At 36.4% G+C, this 909-nt stretch carries 1 protein-coding gene; it reads left to right on the forward strand.

Features of this window, described 5'->3' with window-relative positions; translation table 11 throughout:
* Nucleotides 1-215: 215 nt before the first annotated feature.
* On the forward strand, nt 216-909 hold a 694-nt coding region (locus J5224_RS30730), incomplete at its 3' end, for a hypothetical protein (protein WP_264628814.1).

Raw genomic sequence — 909 nt, forward strand, 5'->3', positions numbered from 1 at the left:
AATAAAGATTTCATTTCTTTTTTCCCGCTAAAGAAAATTCCCAAACCCAACCCTCTAAAAGTGATGGGCATTATTATAAATAACACCCAGCTCAGGTTTAACCACTCGATTTTTACTCTTGAGAAGTATTAAGTTATCGACACACACCGTTTAAATTTGACATGATAATTAATGATAGCATCGTAACGTCAGCCTAGGTCACAAGGAGGCGTGTTATGCAACAACATGATCCATATGCAAAAGCTGGCAGCAAGATGTGCGACTGGGTGACAGTTAATGAAGCTGTTCACATTATGAAAAAACAAGCCAGTCTGGATTTATCAGACAGTGACATATACAGATATGCTCTGTGCAATAAATTACATTTATCCATTTACTTTCAATCACCGATTAAACTTAGAAGAGTACGATTATCGCAAGGTAAAATACATCTGATTAAAATTGATGATTCATTGGTTAACCGTTTATGTTTTCTTGACACTCACAGTTTTTCTAACGGAAACAATTTAATACCTAGTGCAACAGGTGAGTATATATCGCCTCACTCCCAAATTATTGATACGGCGTTAATTGGACATGAGTTTTTTGAAACACAACGATTATTAGCAACTACGCTGCATCTACGTCGGCCCTTGCAGCAAGACTGTGATGTAAACTATGGTATCTCAGTCATACATGCAGGAGAGTTATTTCAGGCATTTGAAATAAACTCATTATCCGAAAGAATAAAACAACAAATAATTAGGTTACCCAAAGCATTAGCCGAAGAGGTTAATCAGCATATTCCTTCCTGCTGTCTAAAGGATCATTGCAAAAAGCGGTATTTTCCTATCCATCATATCCCTCAGGATGCTTGCTTTGTACTCCGTCAAACTGAACTCGATAAACTTCGTAGAATATTATTAAAAA

This window comes from Candidatus Symbiopectobacterium sp. NZEC135, assembly GCF_025962695.1.